Source organism: Candidatus Krumholzibacteriia bacterium (genome assembly GCA_035649275.1).
Taxonomy (GTDB): domain Bacteria; phylum Krumholzibacteriota; class Krumholzibacteriia.
The window spans coordinates 54,465-72,294 of record DASRJW010000097.1; the positions used below are offsets into that span (position 1 = coordinate 54,465).

A 17,830-nucleotide genomic window follows, 5' to 3' on the forward strand; every position below is an offset into this window, starting at 1 on the left:
GAGTGCATGAGAAGCGGTCTTTCATATTTCTGGCGGTGCGCCAGGAGGATCCTGCCTCGTCTCCTCGTCGCCGCCGTCGGGGTGTGGCTCGCGGCGCCGGGAGCCGTCGACACGGCTGCTGCCGCCAAGCCCGGAAAAGGTGTCCCGCCGCCGCGCCTCGAGGCGCGGGCATGGAACGACAGCCTGCTACCGCCTTCTTTCTCGCCGGCGGACGAGCCGATGGCGCTCCGCGGTTTCCCGCCGGACTCGCTGGACGATGCCAAGAGACCGAAGCTGCAAGCGACCTGGGCCGGCACCGCGCCGGCGCTGGACGGCCGCGTCGGCGATTGGCCGGTGGTGCGCTGGCACGAGTTGCGCGGCGGCACCACCCTCCTCCGCGGGCAGTGGAACGGCAGCAGCGATGCAGCTCTCGACTTCGCGCTCCTGTGGACGGCACAAGGTCTCGTCCTCGGTGCGACGCTCCGCGACGACACGCTCGTCGTCGGTAGGGAGAACGCGCCGCGCGTCGAAAGCGTGCTGCTCTATTTGAGCTCGAGCTCGACGTTGGTGCAACGCTATTGGGCCGGCTCTGAGCGGGCGGTGCGCCTCTGCGCGGATGGCCAGCTCGAGGCCTGGACGCGCTGGCACAACCGGCGGGTGGCGCTCTTTGACCCGCAGGTGCTGGGCACGCGCGGTGCCGCCAGGGTGCAACGCGACGCCGGGAGCGGCGGCAAGGTCGCCTTCGAACTCTTCGTGCCCTGGGATTTGCTCTTCCCGGCCTTGCCTCACGACGAGGCCGCGCTCCTCGTCAACGTTCTGGTGGAAGACGTGGATGGCGGCTCGGAGAAGCTCTTCGCCTGGGTGACGCGTCCCGGCATGGTGACGGTGTCGAAACCCGGCAAGGTCGACACGCGCAAGCCCGGTCTCGTCTCCGCTTGGGCGCGGCTGCAGACCGGCGGCGGGCCCGCGGCAGGGACGTGGATCAGCTCGATCGGCACGCGGCATTGGGAGAGCGGTTTTCCCTTCGAATGGTCGGTGTGGCGCTTTGGCGCCACCGGAGAGACGAAACCCGTCGTCCTCGCCGCTGGACTGCATGGCGAGAGACCGCTCCGCGTCGAGGTGTCGAGCCAGCCGGCTCTCGTCCGCTACCACGGAGCCCCGAGTGTACCGGCCGCTTGGCCGCGGTCGCGACGCCTGGAGCTCGACCTCGGCACGCCCGGCGCGGCTCCATGGCGACACGACCTGGTGCACCTGGCGCCGACGCGAGCCAGTCTCGCCGCGGGTCTGGCGGAAGTGAGCGAACCGACGAAGACAGCGGCGAAGGAACCGAGTCGTTTCCCCCGCCCCGCCGATATCGCCGTGCGGCTCCGCAAGGCGGAAGAAATGCTCGCTCGCCTCGGCGATTGGCGGGAGGTGCGCGCCGGCGAGCGCGGTATCCTGGCGGCGCGTGCCGCGGCCTGGGCAGGAATCGAAAACCGGCTGCTCGAAAGCCAGGTGCTGCGCGATCTGCTGCTCCCGGCACCGGACAAGGCGGGACAGGAGCAGCTGCTCGCGGCGCTCTGGCCGCGGCGATCGTCACAAGGCTTTCCGATCTCCGTGCCCTTCCTGCGCGGCCAATGGTCGGCGCCGGACGGCAGCCTGCAGCCCCACGCGGTGTATCTCTCGCAGGCCGCTGCGGCGGGCACACCGGCGCCCCTCCTCCTCGTTCTCCATGATCTGGGGGAGAACGAGATGGCGCCGCTGGAGATTCCAGCCCTTCTCGCCGCCGTCGAGGCGCGGGGCTGGATTGCCGTCAGTCCCTACGCGCGCGGCGACACCGGCTTCGAGCTTGCTGGCGAACGGGACGTGCTCGACGTGCTGCAGCAGTGTCGGTCCGAGTTGCCCGTGGATCCGACCCGCCTCTACGTCACCGGCTTCGGGATGGGGGCCACCGGCGCGTGGCTGCTTTCCTTGCGCCATGCGAACCTCTTCGCGGCGGCGGCCATTGTCTCGGGTTACGGCGACATGGACCAGCCCGGCATCTTCCAGGCTCTGGCGTACCAGCCGGAGGAGATCTTCTTCTACGAGACGATGAACCCGGCGCGACTGGTGCGGCCCGAGGTGAAGACGGCGTTCCGCGTCGTTCATGCCGAGCAGGATCAGCGCATCTCGGTGGTCCACGCCCGGGTGCTCGCCGAGCGCCTGCAGGAGTACGGCATCGCCCACGAGGTGGTGCTGCCGCCCACGACGCTCGAGGGGCGGGCGCTCTTCGAGAGCGAACTGGGCGCCAATCTGGATTTCCTCGCCGCGCACCGCCGCGTGACGCCGGGCGAGGTCGACGCGACCTGGCAGAGCGGTACCGGCGGGCCGGTGGCCTCGGTCTTCGCCCGCGGTCCCTTCGTCGTCGTGCGCGGCACGCGGTCGCTCCCCGGCGCGCCGGTCTTGGCTGGGCCGGATTCCACCCACCGTCGCGAGGTGACCGGTCCTGCGGCGGACGCCCGCACCGCCCAGCACTTCACCGAGGAATGGCAATCGCTCTTCGCCGGAGTGCCGAGGGTGCTGGACGATACGAAGGTGGACGCCAAGCTGCAGGCGACGACGAATCTGGTGCTCGTCGGAGATCCGCGCACGAACCGCGTCCTGGCGGAGGTGGCGTCCAAGCTCCCGGTGCACTACCAAGGCGACCGCTTCGAGGTGGACGGCAAGTCCTGGAGCTTCAATGAGGCGGGCATCGTCTTCGCCACCGCGCACCCCGCCGTCAGCGGACGGACCGTCGTGGTGCTCTCGGGAATGCCCGAGCGTCTCGGCGGCGCGGGGAAGTCGCTCCTCAAGCTCGGGGCGGACTACGTCGTGGTGACCGACGACCACGAGGTCCTCGCCATCGGCCACTTCCGCGGCTTCGGCGGCAAGTCCCGCCCGCCCACCGGGGATTCGCGCTGAACACCTCTGGCGTTTCGACCCGACAGGCGTTGCAGGACGGCGATCGAAACGGGTCGCCACATTGCCTGGCTACCGGACCGTCACGGGCGCCCTACCAATCGACGTAATGGCTTCCAGGTGGCTGGATTTGATCGACAAGGGTTCTCACCTTCTTGCCGACGGCACCGTACACGCCGAGAACTACATGCATGCGCGCAGGCAGGGTGTATGAAATCCTCGCCGATGAGTTGAAGGGGTTTGGATAGTGCTGCGCCGCCTACTTGCGGTACAGTCCCGACTTCGAACGCCCCTTCCACTCAGCGATTGCGAATGTAGGCGTTGACGCCAACGATCACCGGCTTACCGTTCACCGTCATATCAGTCGGCTGGTTGCCGTGCGTGGTCGCCACCACCAAGGTCTTGCCGCTTGCCGAGGGCGTGGGTTCCTGCAGGTCCAGAACCAGGGTGAGGGTCTTGGCCGCTTCGTCGATCTTCGCTTCGCGCAGCACGATTCTTCTCCTTGGGTTCCTGGTCCGTGCCCCGAGGATACATACCACGAATCTCACCCGCACCTCCGCATCGTCCTCCTCCCCATCTGGGCTCGGCGTGCGACCAGCACGTGCCTGCCGGGGGGGTGTTCATAAAACCCCCTCGAAAATCCACCCCGGGAACCCCCGGGAATCGGGGGCGGACTTGGAGCCGCTTCTCTTCGCCCGACCTGAGTCGCCCGCGGATAGCCTGGACGGGAAGGTGCCGCGGGTGGTGCGCCTCCTCTTCGCCCCTGGCCCGGGAGTTGGCGGGGGATCACCGCCCCAACCGCGCACGAGCCCGCTCAGGCACAGACCCACTCAACCGACCTCTGCGGAGCGGGTAAGAACGTCCCGCCGACTCATTCAGCCCTAGCGGCAACCTCTTTTGGCGTGCCTTTGGGCGCGTTTTATCACGTTCAGACGACCTTCTTTGAATCCCTTCCCTACCCTGGCCCTGGCGGATGGGTTCCGGTTCACAGTCTCGGCTTCTCGTGTTTCCGCGTTTCCTCGCAGCCCGACGCCGTCGTTGCCAGAACCTGGAGCACCATCAAGGTTCCCTACCGCTGATGAAGCCAGCCCCCAGCGAAGGAAGCGACCACGGCGCTAAAACACCCCTGCCGCGCCGAGGCGGCGGTCGGCGAGCATGAGGGCGCAGATGGATTTGGCGTCGCGCAGCTCGCCCTGCACGCACATCTGCAAGGCCCGCGCCCAGGGCACCTTCTCCACCGTGAGGACTTCGTCGGCGTCGAGGGCTTGCTTCGCCGGCTCCAGGTCCCGAGCCAGGAACAGGTGGATCACCTCGTCGGTGAAGCCCGGCGTGGTGAGGATGCTGCCGAGCAGATCGAGCCGGCCAGCGCGCACACCCGCTTCCTCGACGAGCTCGCGCGCGGCGCACCTTTCCGGCGCCTCGCCCGGCTGCAGGGTTCCCGCCGGGACCTCGTAGATGAATCCGCCTGCCGCGTGGCGGTACTGGCGGATGAGCAGCACGTTCTGGTCGGCGTCGACGGGGACGATGGCCGCGGCGCCGGGGTGGCGCACCATCTCGAGCGTCACCGCGCGGCCATTGGGCAGAGTGAGGGACTCCTGCACCAAACGCACGACGCGGCCGCGATAGATCTCCTGGATTCGTGTTTCCGCCATGATGTCTCCCTTCGCTGCCTGAACTCAGTCGTCGTTCGCTTCCTGTGGCCCCTCGGGCAGGCCGGGGCGGACGAAGAGGGTCTTCTCGTGCGAGCAGGTGGCGAGGCCGGGAGTACCGCCGCGGGGCTTGCGGACGTAACGCTTGCGCGTCCAGAGGACGGGTACGGTGCGGGCGTGCTTCGCCTGGCTGAAGCGGGCGGCGATGGCGGCGGCAGCTTCCAGGATCTCCCGCGGCGGATTGTCCTTGCGCCCCTGCATGCGCAGCACCACGTGCGAACCGGATACGCCGCTCGCGTGCAACCAGACGTCGTCGGCGGCGGCGAAACGATGGGTGAGCTCGTCGTTCTCCCCATTGTTGCGCCCGACACGGACCTCCCAGTTTCCCGCCAAGAGGAAGCGGCGGCCCGGGCCGGCGTCGGCAGCGCGCCTGGCGTCAGCACCGCGACCTGCCCCGGCGCCGCGCCCAGCTTCGGTGGACGGCCGGGCGAGCTGCCATGGCGGCCCTCCCGGGGCCCAGAGCTTCGAGGCCTCGGCCTTGGCGAGAGCGGACGAGAGCGCCGCTTTCCAGGTGTCGCGGGCGGGTTGCAGGACGTCGGACCAGTCCGTGGCGGAAGCACCGCCGGCGTCGGGGAAGACGGCGAGGCGTGCGTCCAGTGCGTCCGCCGCGGCACGGGCTTCCTGCAGGCGCGCTTCCACCGCGGCATGACCGCGCGCGGCGCGGCGAGCGCGCTTGAAGAAGAGCGCCACGTTCTCGTGCGGCGCCAGACTCGGATCGAGGCTCAAGGTGAGACGCGCGCCAGGCGTGTACAGATCCTCCACCTCGAGCTGTTCCTGGCCGCGCTGCACCCGGTGCAGGTTGGCGCTCAGGAGCTCCGCCTGACGGCGCCATGCTTCAGCCTGCTTGGTGTGTTCTGCATCGGCTTCGAGCTTGCCGAGTAGTTTCTGCACGCGTTTGGCCTCGCGCTGCAGCGACTGCCGGTGTGTGCGGGCGAGTGCGGCGGCAGCAGCCGCGGCCAAGGTGAGGTGCGCCACGGCGGCGAGGGAGGGAGCGTTGTCGGAGCCGTCGCCGTCAGCTGGGTTGGCTCCAGGAGACAGGCCCACTGTGGTGGAGGCACTGGATGAGGGCGGATTCTTGTCCTTCTGGGCAATGTGCCCGGAGCCCGGTTCCGGCGCCGGCCGCCGGCCGCTCCAGTTGGCGAGCTGCACGTCACCAGGTCCGAGGAGGAGAAAGTTCGCGCCGCGGTCGAAGAGCTCCGCGACCAGGGTGAAGCGCTCCGTTTCCCTGGTTCGCAATCGCTCGCACTCGAGCCAGAGCCGGCGATCCTCGGGCGCCGTGCGTAGCGCGCGGATCTCCGTTCCTTCGAGCTGGAGCCAGTCAGGGGCAGCGGCGGCGGGGCGCAGGAGCCAGGCGCGGAGAGCATCGAGCGCGGTGGCATCGTCGAGGCGGAGACCGAGCTCTTTTCCCGCCGGAGCGACGAGAGCAGGGTAGAGAGCGCCGAGTTCGGCGTGCAGTTCCTCCCGAACCCTTCCGTGCAGGCAGTAGGCCCAGGCAGCGCCCAGGGCGCCCAGCAGGCCGAGCTCAGCCGTGCCGTGCCGCGTCCCGAGCGCCAGGACGAGACCATCGCCGACGCAGACCAGGCGCTGCACCTTGGCGCCTTCGAGTCGCGGCCGTTGCGCTGCGACGAAGCGTGCGAGCAGGACGGCATCCACGTTCGGTCACCAGGCCGTCCCGCCCATGAGCCGCAGCCAGTCGTCGAGGCTGCCGAGTCGGAGGGCGTAGTTCGTGCGCCGTTGCTCGCCGAGAGTGGCGGTGGGCTGGTCGCCGTAATCGTGGCCCGGGTACAGCACCACCGTGTCCGGGAGCTGGGCCAAGCGTTGCGTCAGGGTGCGGTACATCTCCTCGGCGTTCCCGCCGGGAAGGTCGACGCGGCCGCACCCCTGGACGAAGAGCGTATCGCCGGCGACGAGGTGGTCGTCCACGAGGAAGCACTGGCTGCCCGGAGTGTGGCCCGGCGTGTGCAAGAAGCGGATCGGGACGTCGCCGGCAGGCAAGGTGTCGTCGCCGTCGTGTTGCACCAGGTCGCTGGTGGAAAGCCCGGTGACGACGCGGATGCCCTCGGCTTCGGCACGGTGCACGTGCACCGGCACGGGTCGCAGCGCGAGCAGCCGCTGCAGCCCCTCGACCTGAAAGCCGAACATGCTGCCACCCACGTGGTCCGGGTGATAGTGGGTGGCGAGAGCGCCCACCAGCTTCATGCCGTCGGCGTCGAGGAGCGCGAGCAAGCCGTCCACGTCCCAGGCCGGATCGACGAGGACGCACTCGCGCTTCGCCGCATCGCCGATGGCGTAGACGAAGTTGAGCATCTGGGTCGCCGCCGCGTCGCTCTGGGCGAAGTCGCGTCCGGCCAGGTGTTGCTTGAAATAGAGCTGGCTCATGCCTCGGACTCCCGTCCCCAGGTCGACGCAGGGCAGGCGCATTCTACCTTCCTGGGGCCGGGACTCCGTGGGGCATCCGTGCGCATCCCCCGGCGCGGCGTCAGGAAGCGCCGCCGATGGCCAGGAGCTGCGGGGCAGGCGGACGCTTCCGAACGGCCGCAGACATCGAGAGAGCGGCCCAGTCCCAGGGCCGGGTCGCCGCTCCAGCGCTGGAGCCGGCTCCGTTGACACCCCGCCAGCGGGCCGCCTACATTGGGGGGCTCCCCCGACGGAGGCCTGCATGCTCAAGAGCATGACGGGGTTCGGGGTCGCCGAAGCCGAGAGCCACGGCTACAAGATCAGCGTGGAACTGCGCTCGGTGAACCACCGGTACCTCGACGTCTCGCTCCGGTTGCCGCGACCGCTTCTCGCTTTCGAGGACACGATCAAGACGCGGGTGCGCGAGCGCATCGACCGGGGCCGTGTGAGTCTGGGCTTCGCTTTCGAGTCGCGCGAAGAGCTGGAAGACATCGCGCTCAACCAGCCTCTGGTCCGCGCCTACGGCGGCGTCATCCGCCAGCTGGCGGCGGAGCTCGGTGTCGGCGACGGCGCCGTGCACACTCCGGCTTTCGTCGCCCCGTTGGTGGCGTCGTTGCTCGCGCAACCCGAGGTGCTCGTGCGCGGCTACAGCGAGCTGGACGGCGATGCCGTGCAAGCACTGCTGCTCGAGGTCATCGACCGCGCCATCGAGCAGGCCAACCAGATGAAGGCGCGCGAGGGGAGCAGCCTCGGCGAGGACCTGGCCCGCCGGCTCGGGCTCATCCAGGACTGCTTGGAGCGGGTGGAGAAGAGGGCGCCCCGGGTTCCCGAGGAAGCGCGGGGAGCGCTACGTGCACGGCTGGCACGGCTCCTGGACGGCGGCGAGGTGGAGCCGCAGCGACTGGCGCAAGAGGTGGCGCTCTTGGCCGATCGCAGCGACATCACGGAGGAGTGCGTGCGGCTGCGCAGCCACTTGCAGCAGTTCCATACCGCCATCGGAGCGCGCGACCAAGGTGCCCGGCGCATGGGATTCCTGCTGCAAGAAATGCACCGCGAAGTGAACACGATCGGCTCCAAGACGACGCAGCTCGAGATCACCCACGAGGTTCTGAAGATGAAGGAAGAGATCGAGAAGCTGCGGGAGCAGATCCAGAACCTGGAGTGAACACGGATGGGGCGGCTCGTGCCGCCGTCCGTCGCAAAGGGGTCGCGTGCGGCGGAAGCCCTTCGTCATGGTGCTCTCGGGCCCGTCGGGGGCGGGGAAGTCCACCTTCGTGGCGGGTCTGCTGCAGACCTTCACGGACCTCCGCTTCTCGGTCTCGGCGACGACGCGGCCGCGGCGGCCGCACGAGGTGGATGGACGGGACTACCACTTCCTGGCGGAAGAGGAGTTCGAGAAGCGCGTGGGGGCGGGGGCGTTCCTCGAGCACGCCGAGGTGCACGGGGCCCGCTACGGTACCCTGGAGGCGGAGGTTTCGAACACGCTCCGCCAAGGGCTCTCCATCCTCCTCGATGTGGACGTGCAGGGGGGCGTGAACGTCAAACACCGGCTCCCGGACGCGGTGCTCGTCTTCATCCTGCCGCCATCGCTGCAGGTGCTGGAGCAGCGGCTGCGCCAGCGCGGCACCGAGGCGGAGGAGACGATCCGCCGCCGGCTGCAACGGGCGCCGGAAGAAATCCGCCACCTGTCGGACTACGATTACGTGGTGGTGAACGACACGGTGGCGGAGACGCAGGAAGCTCTCGTCGCCATCTACCGCGCCGAAAGCCTGCGGCGCGAGCGTCTGCAGGACGCTGGGGGCGGCACCGACGTGGTCGCCGCTTGGCTGCGAGCGGAAAGCCCATCGGGGCGTTGAGACGACGGCGAGGGGCGCAGAGCGCCAAGGCGCTTTAGGGGGCGCGTGGCGGCGGCAAAGGCGCGGCGCCGTGTTGCGACTGAGGTTTCGGAATGGAGGGATGGCCCCACGGGGCTGTGAGTATGGCGTACGTACCGGTCGAGAACGTGACGAAGGTGGTCTTGAACAAGTACGAGGCTGTGGTGGTGGCGGCACGGGAAGCGCGCAAGATCAACAGTGTCATGCGCATGGTGGGGCGGGACGAGTCCAAGGAGAAAGTCACCTCGCGGGCCCTGAAGCGGGTCGGGCGCGGGGACGTGGACTTCGTCTATATCGACGAGCAGACCGCGTTCGCGGCGCCGCTCGAGAGCACGCAGGATGAAAAGTCCGAATCCGCACTCTGAGGCGGCGAACGCCGCCGAGCCCTTCCAGGGCCGGCGCGTCGTCCTCTGCGTGACCGGCGGCATCGCCGCCTACAAGGCGGCGTACCTGACCCGCGGCCTGGTCCGGGCCGGGGCGCAGGTGTCCGTGGTGATGACCGAAGCGGCGCAGCGCTTCGTCGGACCGCTCACTTTCGAGACGCTCTCCGGCAACCGCGTGGTCACCAGCACCTTCGAGCGCGTCTACGAAACGGGCCCGGTGGAGCACGTGGACCTGGCGGAGCGGACCGACCTCGTCGTCGTGGCACCGGCGACCTACAACTTCCTGGGGAAGCTCTGCGCCGGCATCGCCGATGATGCCGTCACCACCTTCATCTCTGCGGTCGTGTGTCCCGTGCTCGTGGCGCCGGCGATGAACGAGCACATGTGGCGCAATCCGATCAACCAGCGCAACGTCGGCGCCCTCCACGCCCTGGGCTACCACTTCGTCGACCCCGAGCGCGGCGGCCTCGCCTGCAGCTGGGAGGGCGAAGGCCGCATGGCCGAGCCCGAAACGATCCTGGCGGCGGCGCGGGAGCTCCTGCACCCCGGGCCTAAGACGCTCCCATCCCCGGCACGGAGTTCGCTCTCCGGTCTCACCGTGCTCGTCACCGCCGCCGGCACCTGGGAGGCCATCGACCCGGTGCGCTTCGTCGGCAATCGCTCGAGCGGACGCATGGGGTACGCCCTGGCGGCCGCTGCGGCGCGGCGCGGGGCGCAGGTGCTCTTGGTCTCCGGACCCAGCGCCCTCGAGATCCCCGCGGGGCTTTTGAGCAGCCGCCGCGTCGAATCGGCGGCGGAGATGTTGCAAGCGTGCCGCGACTGGCTGCCGCGGGCGGACATCCTGCTCATGGCGGCGGCGGTGGCGGACTACCGGCCGCGGCAGGTGGCAGAAAACAAGATCAAGCGCAGCCGCGCCGCCATGCAGCTCGACCTCGAGGCGACGCCGGACGTGCTCGCCGAGCTGCGGCCGCTGAAGGAGTCGCGGCTCTTCGTCGGCTTCGCCCTCGAGACCGCGGCGGATCCGGGCCCGGCGGCGCAGGCGAAGCTGCGCGACAAGGGCCTCGATCTCGTGGTGGCGAACCGCGTCGGTGCGGACACGGGGCCGGAACAGCGCACGAACCAAGTATGGATCTGGAACGCCGAAGGTCTGGTCGAGGCCACACCCGTCCTCGACAAGCAGGTGGTGGCCGAGATCGTCCTCGACGCGGTGGAGAACGCATGGGCGAAGCGCCGGACCCCGGCCGGGGCGTGAGCGTGAGCACCGCGCCTCCCGATGCGGTCGAACTGCTGCGTCGCTACCTGCAGCAGCGCCTCGATGCGGGTGAGAAAGCCGTTTTCTCGGCGTCGAGCGGCGCCGCGGCAGGGGTGACGGCCACGGGCGCGTCCGAAGCGGGGCTCGCTGCCGGCGGTATCGATTCGTTGGCCAAGGTCGCAGCCGAGGTCCGCGCCTGCACCCGCTGCCGGCTGCACGCGACGCGCACCCAAGCTGTCCCTGGGGTCGGACCGGAGGGCGCCGCGGTGCTCTTCATTGGCGAGGGGCCTGGGGCGGATGAGGATGCGCAAGGCGAACCCTTCGTCGGCCGCGCTGGGCAGCTGCTCACCAAGATCATCGAGTCCGTGCAGCTGCGACGGCAAGACGTCTTCATCACCAACATCGTCAAGTGCCGGCCGCCGAACAACCGGGACCCCGAACCCGACGAGATCGCCGCCTGCAGGCCGTACCTCGACCGGCAAGTGCGGCTCTTGCAACCGCGCGTCATCTGCACCCTCGGGCGTCACGCCGGGTCGACGTTGCTCGGCCGGCAGGAGTCCATGGCGAGCCTTAGGTCGGGGCAGCACACCTATGCCGAGATCCCGCTTTTCCCCACCTATCACCCGGCGGCGCTGCTGCGTAACCCGCAGTGGAAGCGGCCGGTATGGGAAGATATCCAGAAGGTGCGGCGCGCCTTCGACCGAAGCTCCGAAAGCTCCTGAAGCGACGCGTCCCCTGCGCTAGAATCCTCCCCAGAGTCGCCAGAGAAAGCAGAGCAAGAACATGGCTTTGCCGGAACGCGTCATTCCGGGACAGGTGCCGCCGCACTCCCTGGAGGCCGAGGTGGCCGTCCTGGGCGCCATCCTGCTGGAAGCGGAGGCGCTGCCCCGGGCGCTGGAGGTCCTCACCCCGGACTGCTTCTACAAGTCGAACCACCGCCTCGTCTTCCAGGCCGCGGTCCAGCTCTTCGAGCGCCGCGAGGTGGTGGATATCGTCACCATCACCAACGAGTTGCGCCGCATGGACCGGATCGACGCCGTGGGCGGCGGCCTGGCCCTCTCCACCCTCCTGGACAGCGTCGCCACGGCCGCCAACGTCGAGCACCACGCCCGCATCGTCTACGACAAGTACCTGGCGCGCCGCCTCATCACCGCCTCCAAGGAGATCATCCAGGAAGGCTACGCCGACCGGCTGCCCACCAAAGAGCTGCTGGATCAGGCGCAGGCCAGCATCTTCGCCGTCGGCGAGGGCAGCGTGCGCGAGGGCTTCGTGCACATCAAGGACGTGGTGCGGCAGAGCTTCGTCGAGATCGAGAACCTGCACCACAACCCGGAGGCCATGACGGGGACCCGCACCGGGTTCGACGACCTGGACGCCATGCTCACCGGGCTGCACAACGGCGATCTGGTGATCGTGGCGGCGCGGCCCTCGATGGGGAAGACGAGCCTCATGCTCTCGATCGTGCAGAACATCACCATCGACGGCAAGCACCCGGTGGCGATCTTCAGCCTGGAAATGTCGAAGCAGCAGCTGGCGCTGCGGCTCCTGTGCTCGGAGGCGCGGGTGGACAGCTACCGGCTGCGCCGCGGCGTCATTTCCAAGCACGAGTGGCCGAACCTGACGCGCGCGGCGAGCCTGCTCACCAATGCGCCGATCTACATCGACGACACTCCGGCCATCAACGTGCTGGAAATGCGCGCCAAGGCGCGGCGTCTGAAGATGGAGAAGGGTCTGCGCCTCATCGTGGTGGACTACCTGCAACTCATGCAATCGGCGGCGAGGCAGGAGAACCGGCAGCAGGAGATCTCCTCCATCTCCCGGGCGCTCAAGGGGCTGTCGAAGGAGCTGGACGTGCCGGTGATGGCGCTCTCCCAGCTCTCCCGCGCCGTCGAGTCGCGCACCGGCAACCGGAGGCCCATGCTCTCGGATCTGCGCGAGTCCGGCGCCATCGAGCAGGACGCCGACGTGGTGCTCTTCCTCTACCGGGAAGAGGTCTACGACCGCGAGTGCCCCGAGGATCTCAAGGGCATCGCCGAGGTCATCATCGGCAAGCACCGCAATGGCCCCATCGGCGAGGTGAAGCTCAAGTTCTTCGCCGAGTACACCCGCTTCGAGAACCTGTTGCGCGGGATCTCGTGAGCCGCTCGTGGATCCCACGCCGCCACAATCCCTCGCCGTGCTCGTCTTGCTTCCGTTCGTCGCCGCCGCCTTCCTGGGGGCCCGCACTGCCGCCCGTCGGGTGACTCTCGATCCCACCCTGGCGAGGCTCCTTCCGCCTTCCCTGGCTGTGGCGGCCTGGGCACTCGCGGTGCACAGCGTGGGACTCGTGGCCCATTCGTTCACCTGGGGGCTGTGGCTCGGGACGTCGTGGGTGGGAATCGCCGGGGCGTGGCTGGCCTGGAGCGATCGAGGCGGCCACGAACACTCGCCGCGCTTGCCGCTCGTTCTGTGGGTCGTGGCGATTGCTGCGACGCTCTGGTTCGCCCCCGCCGCGTTCCGTTTTTCCTTCCACGACGAGCTGCTCCAAGTCGGACACCAGTCGATCGCGGCGCAGATCCAGAACGGGATCTATCCGCCGCGGCACGGCACCTTCCCGGTCTACCTGCTCCGCTATCACTACGGCTTCGACCTGCTCGCCGCCATGCTGAGCTCGCTGACGCGGCTTTCCATCGAAAGGTCCATCGACGTGCTGACGGTGGCGGCCTGGTTCTACGCCTTGTGTCTCGCCTGGATTGGAGGCGAACGGCTGGCAGGTGCCGGCCGCGGCTGGATCGTTCCGCTCGCACTGTTCTTCGCCGGGCCGGTTCCCTGGTTTTTCGCCCCGCTCCGCGAGCCGGTGGGACTGCAGCGCTGGCTCGGTCTCGTCAAGGTCGGTCCGGCGCTGTTGAACCCTTCGCTCGCGTCGTACTTCTTCCAGCATCCCTGGTCGGCCGGGATCCCGTTGGCGCTCGCCATTCTCGGCCTCGCCCTCGATCGGCGACCGGGGCGAACGGCTTGGCGAGCCGGCGCGCTCATCGTTCTTTTCCTGTTCCTCTCGCTCTGTCAGATCGTGCTGTTCATCGCTTTGCTTCCCGGTCTCGCCCTGGTGCTGGGCGCGCTCGCCTGGCGCCGCGCGCCCTGGCAGGCGGCAGCCTGGGTCACCGGAGCCGCGGCGACGCTGGCTGTGGCCAGCCGGCTCGGTGGTTTCTTCGCTGCCGTGCCGGACCTCGAGCCTGGCGTCCAGTTCTCTCTGTGGAGCCAGACGCATCATGCCGGCACGAATGCGCTCTGGACCCTGGCGAGCTTCGGCGCGACGCTGCCGCTCGGCATCGTCGGGCTCGTTCTCCTCCTGCGGCGCGATGTCGCCTGGGGCTTGGTGCTCACGGGCGTGAGCGCAGGAGGGATCTTGGTGTTGAATCTCTTCCGTTACGCCAACTCGTGGGACATCGTCAAGTTCGGCACGGCTGCGCTGCTGGCGCTCGGCATCGCTGCGGGCACGGCGATCGCGCGGCTCTGGGGCGCAGCGCCCCGGCGGCTCTGCAAACCGATGGCCCTCGTTCTCCTGGCTCTCGCTGCTCTGCCCGGCGTCGGCTTCCTCGGCTGCTTCGCCGTGTCGCCCCTACGCTCGCAGATCCCGTCCCTCTACTACTACCAAACACCGCGGCCGGACCCGGAGCACCTGGCCGCCATCGCTTGGCTGCGCAAGCAGGTCGGCGCTGGTGACCTGGTCTTCTGTCCGCCCGAGCTCGCGCCGAGCTACGCCCAGCTTGGGGGCCTGCCGCAGATGCAGCTCGACCCCACGACGGTGAACTTCGGTTTCCCGCCCAAGCTCCTGCAACGGCGCCGTGCCTTCACGGAGCGCCTGGCTGATCCCGGGGTGTACCGCGCCGAAGGCGTCCGCTGGCTCGTGGTGCCAGACCGCCACCCTTTCTTCGATGCGGCTCGGGTGGAAGGGTGGCGGGAGCGCGGCAGCATCGTCCCAGTGCAGCGCTTCGGCCTGATCACGATCTACGAGATTTCGCCCTCGACGATGCCATCGGGCACGAACCGGAGCCCGCAGTCGTCGGGAGAGCGCTAGCAGAGCGCTCGTTCAGATCCTTAAGCGGGGACTTGGGCTCAGCGCAGCAGCAGCAGCCGGCGCGTGGCGCGCCGGCCTTCGCTTTCCAGGGCGGCGACGTAGAGGCCTGAGGCCACGGCGCGGCGGCGGTCGTCGGTGCCGTCCCAGGTGAGGCGGTGCGGTCCGGCCTCGAGCGTCCCGGTGACGAGAGTGCGGACGCGCTCGCCGCGCACATCGTAGACGACGAGTGAGGCGGGGGCGCGCCCGGGGAGATCGAAGACGATCTCCGTCGCCGGGTTGAAAGGATTCGGCCGGTTGGGGTGCAGGGCGAAGCGAAGCGCCGCGGCGCCGATGCTGATCTCGCGGCTCGTGGCGTCGCTGCCCCGCATCAGGGTCAGGCGATAGGTATACGCCTGCCCCGGCGAAGCCTCCTTGTCGATGTAGAGGTACTCCTCCTGCGTGGGATCGGCGTCGACCGTGGCGAGGGGCTCGAAGCGCCCAGTCTGAGGCGTCGAGGCGCCCCCCATCAGAGCGCGGCTCAGGCGGAAGCGGTCGCCGGCGGCGAGCTCGCGCGCCTTCCAGCGCAGGTGGACGCCTTCTTCGGTGCGCAGGGCCTGCAACTCTTGCAAAGTCACCGGGACGGGCATGCCGGGATCGATCTCGATGTCGTCGACGTACCAGCCGGCGCCGCCCCGTGTGCCTTGCCAAGGTCCGCTGCAAGAGACGCGGAAGCGGAAGCGGATCCTCTGGCCAGTGAAGTTGGCGTAGTTGTTCTCGGAGACGTGCTCCTGCCTCCAGGCGTCGAAGTTTCCCGACCAGCACGGCCACCACTGCAAGGGATTGCCGAGCGCGAGGTAGCCGAACTGGTGCGTGTAGCCATCGTCCGATTCCACCAACCACCAGGTGTCCTGCGCCACCTCGACGGGATTGTCGGCGAACTGGATCTGCACCACGGCGCCGTCCATGGCGCTGCCGTCGGTTTGCGGGGGTGCGGTACGGAGGTAATTGCGGTGGTTGAAACGCAGCTCCCATCCTTCCTTGAGCAGGACCGCCGGCCCCTCCAGCACCGCGTCTTGTTCCAACGCCATCTCCCCCAAGCGCGGGTTGGTGCTGACGTTGGTGGGGCCCACCTTCCAGCAGAAGCGGCCGTTGGCGGTCGTATTCTGCCGCTCGTCGTGGTGCCATTCGTCCGTTCCTTCGATGCGGAGCGAGCGGTGCGTCCACAAGGGGTCGTCCCCCTCCGCGTCATCGGTCTGCACCAAGGTGATCTGCATCTGGGTGAAACCCGAGGCGGGTGCATGGGTCACGTGCGGGGTCACCGCCACATCGCGGGCCACGATGCGGTAGTCGAGGTGATTCCCCACCTGCAGCTCCCCCGGCACCTGCAGCCGCGTCTCCCACACGTCCGTCGTGCCTTGGCGGACGAGGTCCTGCAGCGCCGTCGGCCCGCCTAGAGCGCCGTACTCCACTTGCACCTGCGCCACCGCGTGCGCATCGGTGACGACGGCGCGAAGCAGCGCCGGATCGGTGTTGCGCGAGTGCCGCAGCACCGGAACGTGGGCGATGGTGGGCGGTGTCGTGTCGGGGGCGATGCGGAAGAGGAAGGACGCCGCCGGCGCGTCAGCAGGGAAGAAGGTTTCGTGCGACGAGAGCACCGTGGTGCCGCGCAGGTAGTAGCGCACCTGGCTGTCCAGCGGTTGGGGCGGAATGGCGGCGGTGAACTCCTCGTCCGTCCGCGTCATTTCGAGCTCTTGGAAGGGACCGCCGTTCACACTGTAGTGCAGGAAGACACGGACGTCGCCGAGCGTCGTCGGCAGGCTGCGCTGCTCGAGGGTGACGCGGGTGTGGATGGGGATCGGCTGGGTCGGGTCCTCCACGTCCCCCTGGGGCAAGTGGGCGTAGCCCACCCAGGCCGGCACCGGATGGGTGCGGAAGTCGAGGCTGCCTCGGCCCAAGGTCTGGGTGGAGAAGAAGTCCCCGAGGGCGGCGCGCATGCGCACCAGCTTGTCCAGATCGGCCTGCGTCACCGGCGTGTCCGGCAGCGTGAGCAGCATGGTCGCGACCCGGAAGGACTTCTGCGCTTCTTCGTAGGCGGGGGAACGGACGCCGTTCGCCTCGTGCAGGCAGGGGAGATCGAAATCGATGCGCCCGCCGCTGCAGAGGACGCCGCTCACCGGCCCCGACTCGGGGGCCCAAGGGTTGCCGCGGGCGTCGACGCTGGGTGAGCAGTCGTACGGCGGTGCCATGTACCAGAGCGAGCCGGCAGGAACCTCGGTTTCCGCCATCATTCCCATCAAGTAGAGATCCAAGGGGCTGTAGGCGATGGTGGGCGGGCCGGAGACGAAGTCCGGTGGCGTGCCCTCCCAGGCGTTGCCTTCCACCACCGAGGCGCGGGAATCGAAGAAGAAGGACCAGTGCACGCCACCCCGGCCGAGGAGCGCGTTTTCCGGGCCGCCCCCCGGGCACAAGCGCACCCGCGCCAGCCAGCGGTGGCCGATCTCGTGGGACATGAAGGTGGGCGGCGTGTAGTCGCGCCAGTAGATGCTGGTCATGCTGTCCGGATAACCGCGGACATCGGCCAGGTTGAGGACGCTCTGCAGGCTGCCGAGGGCGGTGCGGCCGGTGTAGTCCGGACCGTCGTTGAAGTGATCGGTGCCGTAGATGTGTTTGTAGCCCAGACCCTCGACGGCGTTGGCCACGGCGAGATGGTAGGCGAGGAGCTGGCCGCCGGCGAGCTCGGCGTAGAAGTTGGTGAACAAGAGCAGAAAGTCGTACTCGTCGTCGTAGTCGTGGTAGAAGGCCTGCGCCGCTTCGAACGGGTCCACCTCCAGCGCGGTGTTGACGTTGAGGAAGACGAGGCGGCCGTCGTCGACGAGGACCGCCGTGTCCATGCTGTCCACGGCGGCGAGCCGGGTGGTCGTTCCCGCTCCCGGACCCCACGGCCAGGGGCCGGCCGTAGGCGCCGGCGCCGCAGCGAGTCCTTGGGAGGCGAGCGTGGCACGCAGGTCACGGCGTGCTGCATGCGCGCGCCGCAAGAGGGGGCGTAGGGCATCGTCGGCGCCGCAGGCGCCGCCGGCCTCGGCCATGGCGCGAGCGCGCGCCGCGACCTCGCTCTGGGCGAGCCGCCAGGCGGCGAAGTGGGGGTCGGACTGTACGGTTCGAGATGGGGCGGCCGGGTCTGCACGCGCGGCGCCTGGAGGGACGGCGCCCGCCACGAGCGCCAGCACCCATGCCGCCATCCGCTGTCGCAACCAAGCCTCCGTGACTTCCGGGGGGCTCGGTCG

At 69.0% G+C, this 17,830-nt stretch carries 13 protein-coding genes; 8 read left to right on the forward strand and 5 right to left on the reverse strand.

From position 1 onward, the window contains the following. Positions 1–6: 6 nt before the first annotated feature. On the forward strand, positions 7–2,898 hold the full coding sequence (locus VFE28_09670; protein HZM16259.1) for a prolyl oligopeptidase family serine peptidase: 2,892 nt from the start codon (positions 7–9) through the stop codon (positions 2,896–2,898). A 296-nt stretch (positions 2,899–3,194) separates the two neighbouring features. Here VFE28_09670 and VFE28_09675 read toward each other — a convergent pair whose 3' ends face one another. From VFE28_09675 to VFE28_09690, 4 genes are all read right to left on the reverse strand, one after another. Next, positions 3,195–3,386, reverse strand: coding sequence for a hypothetical protein (locus VFE28_09675; protein HZM16260.1), 192 nt, complete (start codon positions 3,384–3,386; stop codon positions 3,195–3,197). Between the two features lie 624 nt (positions 3,387–4,010). Beyond that, positions 4,011–4,547: an NUDIX hydrolase gene (locus VFE28_09680; GenBank protein ID HZM16261.1), complete on the reverse strand. Its 537-nt coding sequence runs from the start codon at positions 4,545–4,547 to the stop codon at positions 4,011–4,013. A 24-nt stretch (positions 4,548–4,571) separates the two neighbouring features. Beyond that, a complete protein-coding gene (locus VFE28_09685) occupies positions 4,572–6,257 on the reverse strand; it encodes an NFACT RNA binding domain-containing protein (GenBank protein ID HZM16262.1) in 1,686 nt (561 codons plus the stop codon). 6 nt (positions 6,258–6,263) lie between these two features. Beyond that, complete coding sequence (locus VFE28_09690) at positions 6,264–6,983, reverse strand: MBL fold metallo-hydrolase (protein ID HZM16263.1); 720 nt, start codon at positions 6,981–6,983, stop codon at positions 6,264–6,266. Positions 6,984–7,263: 280 nt separating this feature from the next. On the opposite strand from VFE28_09690, the gene VFE28_09695 reads away from it, so the two are divergent. From VFE28_09695 to VFE28_09725, 7 genes are all read left to right on the forward strand, one after another. Then, a complete protein-coding gene (locus VFE28_09695) occupies positions 7,264–8,166 on the forward strand; it encodes a YicC/YloC family endoribonuclease (protein ID HZM16264.1) in 903 nt (300 codons plus the stop codon). 46 nt (positions 8,167–8,212) lie between these two features. After that, a complete protein-coding gene (gene gmk / locus VFE28_09700) occupies positions 8,213–8,857 on the forward strand; it encodes a guanylate kinase (GenBank protein HZM16265.1) in 645 nt (214 codons plus the stop codon). A gap of 122 nt (positions 8,858–8,979) precedes the next feature. Further along, positions 8,980–9,240, forward strand: a complete 261-nt coding sequence (rpoZ, locus tag VFE28_09705) for a DNA-directed RNA polymerase subunit omega (protein HZM16266.1) — start codon at positions 8,980–8,982, stop codon at positions 9,238–9,240. Continuing rightward, positions 9,215–10,510: a bifunctional phosphopantothenoylcysteine decarboxylase/phosphopantothenate--cysteine ligase CoaBC gene (gene coaBC / locus VFE28_09710; GenBank protein HZM16267.1), complete on the forward strand. Its 1,296-nt coding sequence runs from the start codon at positions 9,215–9,217 to the stop codon at positions 10,508–10,510. The genes rpoZ and coaBC overlap by 26 nt, the downstream gene beginning before the upstream one ends. Continuing rightward, positions 10,477–11,232 (forward strand): uracil-DNA glycosylase, encoded by a 756-nt coding sequence (locus tag VFE28_09715; protein HZM16268.1) that lies wholly within the window; start codon positions 10,477–10,479, stop codon positions 11,230–11,232. Before coaBC ends, VFE28_09715 begins: the two co-directional genes overlap by 34 nt. Before the next feature lie 61 nt (positions 11,233–11,293). Then, the gene (gene dnaB, locus VFE28_09720; GenBank protein HZM16269.1) at positions 11,294–12,649 is read left to right on the forward strand and encodes a replicative DNA helicase; all 1,356 of its coding nucleotides are present in this window, start codon (positions 11,294–11,296) and stop codon (positions 12,647–12,649) included. A 7-nt stretch (positions 12,650–12,656) separates the two neighbouring features. Then, positions 12,657–14,567 (forward strand): hypothetical protein, encoded by a 1,911-nt coding sequence (locus VFE28_09725; protein HZM16270.1) that lies wholly within the window; start codon positions 12,657–12,659, stop codon positions 14,565–14,567. A gap of 38 nt (positions 14,568–14,605) precedes the next feature. On the opposite strand, the gene VFE28_09730 is transcribed toward VFE28_09725, so the two are convergent. After that, a complete protein-coding gene (locus VFE28_09730) occupies positions 14,606–17,797 on the reverse strand; it encodes a FlgD immunoglobulin-like domain containing protein (GenBank protein ID HZM16271.1) in 3,192 nt (1,063 codons plus the stop codon). Positions 17,798–17,830: the final 33 nt, after the last annotated feature.